The organism is Actinokineospora sp. NPDC051303, from assembly GCF_055586285.1.
In genome coordinates this window covers 49354-56488 of the sequence record NZ_JBVJIN010000039.1, presented here as the reverse complement: position 1 = coordinate 56488, position 7135 = coordinate 49354, and the positions used below count along the sequence as shown (strand labels likewise).

The window sequence follows — 7135 nt, the reverse complement described above, 5'->3', positions numbered from 1 at the left end:
TCTTCGGGGCCCCTACGAAGGAAGATCGCCGTGTGAAAGACGGGTGGGAAGCCTTCGGCCTCACACGCGCGGAGCCAGCTTAGCGATCTTCCTTCACCCCCGAAGAAACCACTCCACCCCATCGAGCACCTGGCGAGCATTGGTGCTGCCTGGCAGGAACGTGGCTTTGTTGTCTTCGCTCCGGTCGGCCACCTGACAGCTTTGGGTGCCGGTCGGCAGGTGCCCGGGTCCGGCTGTCACTGCTCCCATCGGGCACCTGACAGCTTTGGGTGCGGGTCGGTAGAGGCTCGGGTCCGGCTGTCACTGCTTCCACCGGGCACCTGCCAACTTTGGGTGCCAGTTGGCAGGTGCCCGGGTCCGGCTGTCTCCGCTTCCACCGAGCACCTGCCAACTTTTGAGTGCCGGTCGGCAAGTGTTCGGGTTCGCTGTCTTCGCTCCCGTCGAGTGCTTGGTGGCATTGGGGTGCGGCTGGCAGGCAGGCGGGTCTGCCGCTCCGCCCAGCGGGGGCCTGGCAGCGTTGGGGATGTTGGCGGGCAGGAGGGCGGCGTGTTTGCCGCGTCTGCTGGGGCCGTGTGCTCCTGTCCACCCACGTTGGGGTTGGGCAGCGTGGCTCCCTTTGGTTTCCTTGGGGGCCTGGGCCTTGTCAGGGCCTGGTGGTGGGGGCTGCCGACAGGATGAGGTCGCCCAGTTGTTGGGCCAGGCGGGTGCTGTCGGCGGGGGAGTAGGTGGCACGGATGGCGCCGTTGGGTTCTGGGCGGCTTAGGGAGAGGTAGCGGCCTGCGTCGGTGTCGATCCAGCTGACGGTGCCCGCGTCCACCTCGCGGCCGTGTCTGCCTCGGCCGCTGACGGTGAAGAAGCCGTAGCCGGTGCGGGGGCGTTCGAGCATGGCCGCTGCCATGCGTAGTTGGGCGTCGGTGGTGGTGCGGGGGGCGCGGACTGGTTGGACGAAGCCGCCGCCGGAGTCGTCGCGGGGTTGGGGGGCGGCTTCGGTGACCTGCACCGACTGGCCCGGGCCCGCGGGGGCGGGGGGCAGCAGCGCGACCAGGCTGCGGGCGAGCGCGGCGGGGCTGATCAGCTCGAACTGGACGCTTTGGCCCTCTTGGATGGCTAGGACCGCGGTGGAGCCCGCTGCGGCGGCGCGGGCTCGGATGCGGCGGTTGTGGTTGACGGTGCCCATCATGCCGATGCCGATGTCGTGGTCGCTGGTGACCGTCAAGGCGGCGGCCACGTCCGGGTCGACCTCCGAGTGGTGGATCAGGCCGCGGTTGGCGAGGTCGGTGAACACGACCTTGGCGATGCGGTTCCGGTCCTCTTCGAGTTGGCCGAAGCTGGGGATCTCGAACGGGAACAACCGGCAGTTGACCCGCAGCGCCTGCGACAGCATGTCCACCGCGGCCAGGGACAGCGAGAACGAGCGTGGCATCTGGCGCTAGCCGCCGATCACTGGGGGAGCGGTCATCTCGTCGGTGCCGAACACCTCGTCCGGGTCGGCCTCGACCAAATACGACGGGCGCGAGTGCTCCTCGTCCTCGCCGCCTTGGCCGCGGGCGCCGCCCGCGCCCATACCCGCGCCCATGCCTGCCGCGCCGCGACCGCCCGCCGCGCCAGCGATGCCACCGCGGCCGCCAGTTGCCGCGTGCTCCGCGGCGAGCGCGCCCGCGCCCGCGCCGACGCCGGGACCCATGGGTCCGCCCCGGCCGCCGACACCGGCGCCACCACCCGTGCCCGCGCCCGCGCCGAAACCGCCACCGGGACCGAAGCCGCCGCGGCCACCACCGCCGCCGCCGAAACCGCCTCGGCCACCGCGGGCAGTGTCACCGCCGCCGGGGCCCATCGGCCCGCCCGCCATCGGCGGGATGCCGCCGGGGAAGCCGCCGTGGCCGCCCTGCTGGTTGTTGCCGCCGGGAAGCTGGCCGACGCCGCCGGGCTGGTTGGGGGTGGAGCCGTCGAAACCGCCGGGACCGGTGCCGTTGTTGCCGCCGGGGTTCGGGTACGGCAGCGGGGTCACCGGTGGGGGCCTGCCGTCGTCGCCGTTGGGGTTGGTGTGCGGGTCGATGCCGCCGGGCGGCGGGGCGACCGGTGGGCGGTCGGGCGGAAGCTGGGGGTGCTGGTCGATCGAGCCGTCGCGGCCGGTGCCGCCGTCGCGGTTGACGTCGACGGTGCTGTCACCGGGCCGCTTGACGCCGTCGTCGCCGCCGGGGCGGTCGCCCTCGTCGCCACCGCCGCCGCCCATCTGCGGCGGTGGGTCGAAGGCGGGCATGGCCGCCGAACTGCTCAGCGTGCTGTCGTAGGAGCCGACGACCCGGGCGGCTTCCTCGTGCGCCGCCTGGCTTTCCCGGTACTGCGCCTGGTACTGGTCGCTCTTGCGCATCAGCTCGATCGGGTCGGTCGTGTTCATCAGGTCGCGGTTGGCCGCGTCCGCGTCGAACGGGACCTCTTCTGGCATCGAGTTCTTCGCCTCGGCCAGCGCTTCGGCCTGGATGCCGGTCTGCGTTCCGGCGAGCTGCGCGCTCTGCCCGGCCCGGCCGACCCAGTTGCCGATGTCGGCCATGAACCGGCGGGCCGAGTCACCGGCGGAGCCCTGCCAGTCGGCCTGGCTGTCGTTGATCGCGGTGGCGACGGTGTCCTGGAACCGGGCCATCGCGTTGCCCGCGTTGAGGTACAGGTCGCCCATCTCGCCGATTTGGTCGGGGTCGACCGACTCGGTCACCATGGGCTTGAGCGAGCCGTGCTCGATGCTGAGGTAGTTGGAGCACTGCATCGCGGCCGTCGGCCGCAGCGACAGGCCCTGGGCGAGCTGGTTGGCCTGGGCGTTCATCCCCTGGTTGTACTGCTCGCTGATCTCGCTGTTGCGGGTGAACTGCTTCCAGACCTCGTACCAGGGGGCGTTCTCGATGTCCTGGTCGACGCGCTGCTCAGCCTGCTCGCGGACGTCGCCGCGGGTGTCGGAGGTGCCCGTCCGGTCGATGTAGACCGGGCTCCGCGAGTCGTACGTCGGGTCGTACGACGGGTGGCTCGGGTCGTAGTTCCGACTCGACGGGTTCGACACGTCGGTGGTCGTGCGGTCCCCCTGGTGCGGGGTGTACGCGGTTCTGACCGGTCCGGGCATGGTGTTGTCAACCTCCCCCTGCGTTCAGGGCAATTGGGGCTCGACTAGCTGGGCGGCCGCGAGGGCGGGCGCGCACAGCTTCGCGCCGTCGCCGCCTGCCGCTTGCACGTCCACCCGCGACTTCGCTGTCACGGCCAGGGTGATCGCGCACCCGCCACCGCCGCCACGCAGGCTCTGCAGGGCGTCGCGCGAGTTCACCTTCAACGACTTCTTCTCGCCCGCGGCCACGACGTCGGCGAGACCCAGGTCCTCGTAGATCACGACGCTCAGGTTGTAGCTGTCGGCGATGCTGGCCTTCTCGACGCGGTACTGGCAGGTCCGGTTCCCGACGACTTTCTCCTCTTTCGGGCTGCCGGTGACGCCCAGCGAGCCGAGCGCGGACGCGGGCACCAGGTCGCAGGGCTTGACCTCGGCCAGCGGCGATTCCGCGCCGCCTGCCGGGGTGGTCGAGGTGGTCGAGGTCGACGTGCTGGTCCCGCCGACCGGTTCACTCGACTGGGTCGCGCCCGGAACGACCGGGCTGCCCGGGCTGTCGGTGGAGCAGGCGGCTCCCCCCGCCACCAGGACGGCGAGTGCCGGAGCCAACCAGAGCGAGTGCCTCACTGTTCCCCTTTTGCGTGGTCGAGCGGCTCGGTCAGCCGGTGTACTTGCCCGCGTTGGACTCGTCGGTCCGCACGTAGTTGGCCATCGCCTGCTGGATGCCCTCTTCGGCCTTGACCAGCGACTCGCGGAACTGCCTGAGCTGCGTCAGGAAACCCCGGTCGTCGGTGGCGACCTGCAGCAGCAGCGGCTTCATGATCTCGGCGTTGTTGCTGCTGCCGAGCTTGGCTTCCTGTTCGAGGACGAAAAGCCTGCCCTGCTCGGAGTCGACCCACGCCGCCATCTCGCGAATGGCCCGCAGCAGGGCCTCGCCGCCCTTCTCGTTCACCGCGAACTTGCCCGCGGCCGCGTTGCCCGCGAAGTCGTTCATGGCCTTGCCGATCGGGCTCAGCGGCGCGTTGCCGCCCTCATCGATGTACATGCCACCCCCTGGTCCGCTCGCCCACCCGCACCCAACATCAATCACACAAGCCATGGGCACCGTACCAATCCGGTCCGGCGCTCGTCTTGACTGTGACGAGATGGGAAAGACGAAAGTTCCCCGGAAACGCCCAGGTCCCCCGTACGGGCGAACCGTGCGGGGGACCTGGACTGTCAGTGACGACTGGCGCCGGGTGGCTCAGCCGAAGCGGCCGGAGATGTAGTCCTCGGTCGCCTTCTGGCCGGGGTTGGAGAAGATCCGCTCGGTGTCGTCGACCTCGACCAGGCGGCCGGGCTGCCCGACGCCCGCGAGGTTGAAGAACGCCGTCTGGTCGCTCACCCGGGCGGCCTGCTGCATGTTGTGGGTGACGATGACGATCGTGTAGTCCTTCTTGAGCTCGCCGATCAGGTCCTCGATCGCCAGGGTGGAGATCGGGTCCAGCGCGGAGCAGGGCTCGTCCATCAGCAGCACGTCCGGGCGCACGGCGATGGCCCGGGCGATGCACAGCCGCTGCTGCTGGCCGCCGGAGAGGCCGCCGCCGGGGCGGTTGAGGCGGTCCTTGACCTCGGCCCAGAGGTTGGCGCCGCGCAGGGCCTCCTCGGCGACCCGGTCGAGCTTGCGCTTGTCGCGCTCGCCAGCGAGCTTGAGCCCGGCCACGACGTTGTCGCGGATGGACATGGTCGGGAACGGGTTGGGCCGCTGGAACACCATGCCGATGGTGCGGCGCACCGACACCGGGTCGACCGACGAGGCGTAGACGTCCTCGCCGTCGAGGAGCACCTTGCCTTCGGCGCGGGCGCCCGGGATCACCTCGTGCATGCGGTTGAGCGACCGCAGGACGGTCGACTTGCCGCAGCCGGAGGGTCCGATGAACGCGGTGACGCTGTGCGGCGGCACTGCCAGCGAGACGCTGTCCACGGCGTGGAACTTGCCGTAGTACAGGTTCAGGTCCTTCACATCTATGCGCTTGGCCATGATCGCTGCCTTACTTGGTCTTCAGGGACGTCAGCCGTGAGATCAGCGATCCCAGCAGGTTGAACACGGTGATGATGAGGATCAGCGTGACCGCGGCTCCCCAGACCCGGGCCTCGCCCACCGCGTTGGTGGTGAGCCGCTCGGAGGTCATGAGCAGCGGCAGCGAGGACATGTTGCCGCCGAACGGGTCGTAGTTGATGAACACGGTGTAGCCGACCAGGACGAGCACCGGCGCGGTCTCGCCCATGACGCGGGCGATGGCCAGGGTGATGCCGGTGATGATGCCGGACATCGCAGTCGGGATGACGATCTTGACGATGGTCTTCCACTTGGGGATGCCCAGCGCGTACGCGGCCTCGCGCAACTCGTCGGGGACGATCTTGAGCAGTTCCTCGGTTGTCCGCACGACGACCGGGATCATCAGCAGCACCAAGGCCAGCGACACCGCGAACGCGCTGCGCGGCATCCCGAGCGTGGTGACCCACAGCGCGTAGATGAACAGCGCCGCGACGATCGAGGGCACGCCGGAGAGGATGTCGACGGTGAAGGTCACCGCCTTCGCCAGCCGGGAGCGCTTGCCGTACTCGACCAGGTAGATCGCGACCATGATCGCGATCGGCACGGCGATGACGGCGCAGATCAGGCCTTGCAGCAGGGTGCCGATGATCGCGTGGTAGACGCCGCCGCCGAACTGGCGGGAGGTCAGGCCCGCCAGCGACTTCTGCCACCAGTCGGCGTTGAGGACGTGCTCGAAGCCCTTGGCGAGCACGGTGATCAGCAGCCACACCAGTGGGGCGAGGGCGATCAGGAAGGCGAAACCGACCAGGATGGTGGCCACCCGGTTCTTGAACCGGCGGGCCGAGTTGACTTCCTGGAACGCGGGCGGGGCCGCGGGCCGGTCGAGGTCAGTCGCTGTGGTCATTCGTACTCCTTGTGACCGGCGATGATGGACCGGGCGAACGCGTTGACCACGAAGGTCAGGATGAACAGCACGAGGCCAGCGGCGATGTAGGCGCCCGCGCCGCGCGGGTCGTTGAACTCCTGGGCCGCGCGGGCGATCTTCGAGGCGATCGTGTCGCCGCCGTCGAACAGGCTGAACCCGAAGTTCTGGTTGGTGGAGCTGAGGATGATCAGCACGGCGATGGTCTCGCCAAGCGCGCGGCCGAGCCCCAGCATGGACGCGCTGATGTAGCCCGCCTTGCCGAAGGGCAGCACGGTCGTGCGCACGACTTCCCACTTGGTCGCGCCGAGCGCGAGCGCGCCCTCGATCTGCATCGACGGCGTGCGGTCGAACACCTCGCGGGTGATCGCGGTGATGATCGGCAGCAGCATCACGGCGAGCACGATGCCCGCGGTGAAGATCGTCTGGCCGATGCCAAGGTCGGAGCTGCCGGTGGCGAACAGCGGGATCCATCCGAGGTTCTCGTTGAGCCACTTGCTGATCGGGGCCAGCGCGGGCGCGAGCACGTAGGCGCCCCAGAGGCCGTAGATGATCGACGGGACCGCGGCGAGCAGGTCGACCAGGTAGGCGAAGGGCCGGGCCAGCTTGCGCGGGGCGTACTGGGTCAAAAACAGCGCGATGCCCAGCGACACCGGCATCGCGATGAGCAGCGCGAAGACCGAGCTGAACACGGTGACCAGCAGCAGGTCGAGCACACCGAAGGCCAGGTCCGGCGGCTCGGCGTCCCACATTCTGCTGAACAGGAAGTTCGCGTCGTTGTCGACCAGCGACGGGATCGCCTGGATCAGCAGGAAGACGCCGATCAGCACGATCATGGCGACGACGAAGACGCCGGATCCGACGGTCAACGTCTTGAAGATCTTGTCACCGGGTCGGGTGACAACCTTGGCGGCCGGAGTGGGCTCCGTGGGTGCGGTCTTCTTGGTGGAAGGACCACCCGTGCCCGGCGCGGTGGATGAAATCGGTGCCTCCGGTGCGGTCTTGGACGCAACGCCGCCCCGCGGCCCACCGGTGTTCGCACCGGGGGCCGCGGGGCGTCCGACCATGTCGGAATCGCTCATATCGTCAT

7 protein-coding genes are annotated in these 7135 nt (G+C 69.4%); all 7 read right to left on the bottom strand.

The features are described 5' to 3' along the window. Nucleotides 1-643 precede the first annotated feature (643 nt). Nucleotides 644-1423: an ESX secretion-associated protein EspG gene (locus ACZ6SD_RS25040; RefSeq protein ID WP_465319421.1), complete on the bottom strand. Its 780-nt coding sequence runs from the start codon at nucleotides 1421-1423 to the stop codon at nucleotides 644-646. 6 nt (nucleotides 1424-1429) lie between these two features. After that, on the bottom strand, nucleotides 1430-3109 hold the full coding sequence (locus tag ACZ6SD_RS25035; RefSeq protein ID WP_465319420.1) for a hypothetical protein: 1680 nt from the start codon (nucleotides 3107-3109) through the stop codon (nucleotides 1430-1432). Nucleotides 3110-3133: 24 nt separating this feature from the next. Then, a complete protein-coding gene (locus tag ACZ6SD_RS25030) occupies nucleotides 3134-3712 on the bottom strand; it encodes a DUF3558 family protein (protein ID WP_465319419.1) in 579 nt (192 codons plus the stop codon). A gap of 31 nt (nucleotides 3713-3743) precedes the next feature. After that, a complete protein-coding gene (locus ACZ6SD_RS25025; RefSeq protein WP_465319418.1) occupies nucleotides 3744-4130 on the bottom strand; it encodes a hypothetical protein in 387 nt (128 codons plus the stop codon). Nucleotides 4131-4328: 198 nt separating this feature from the next. After that, nucleotides 4329-5105: a phosphate ABC transporter ATP-binding protein PstB gene (gene pstB / locus ACZ6SD_RS25020; RefSeq protein ID WP_091450254.1), complete on the bottom strand. Its 777-nt coding sequence runs from the start codon at nucleotides 5103-5105 to the stop codon at nucleotides 4329-4331. Nucleotides 5106-5115: 10 nt separating this feature from the next. Beyond that, the gene (gene pstA, locus ACZ6SD_RS25015) at nucleotides 5116-6027 is read right to left on the bottom strand and encodes a phosphate ABC transporter permease PstA (RefSeq protein WP_465319417.1); all 912 of its coding nucleotides are present in this window, start codon (nucleotides 6025-6027) and stop codon (nucleotides 5116-5118) included. After that, nucleotides 6024-7127 carry a phosphate ABC transporter permease subunit PstC gene (gene pstC / locus ACZ6SD_RS25010; RefSeq protein WP_465319416.1) on the bottom strand — a complete coding sequence of 368 codons (1104 nt, stop codon included), beginning with the start codon at nucleotides 7125-7127 and terminating at the stop codon, nucleotides 6024-6026. The genes pstA and pstC overlap by 4 nt, the downstream gene beginning before the upstream one ends. Nucleotides 7128-7135 lie beyond the last annotated feature (8 nt).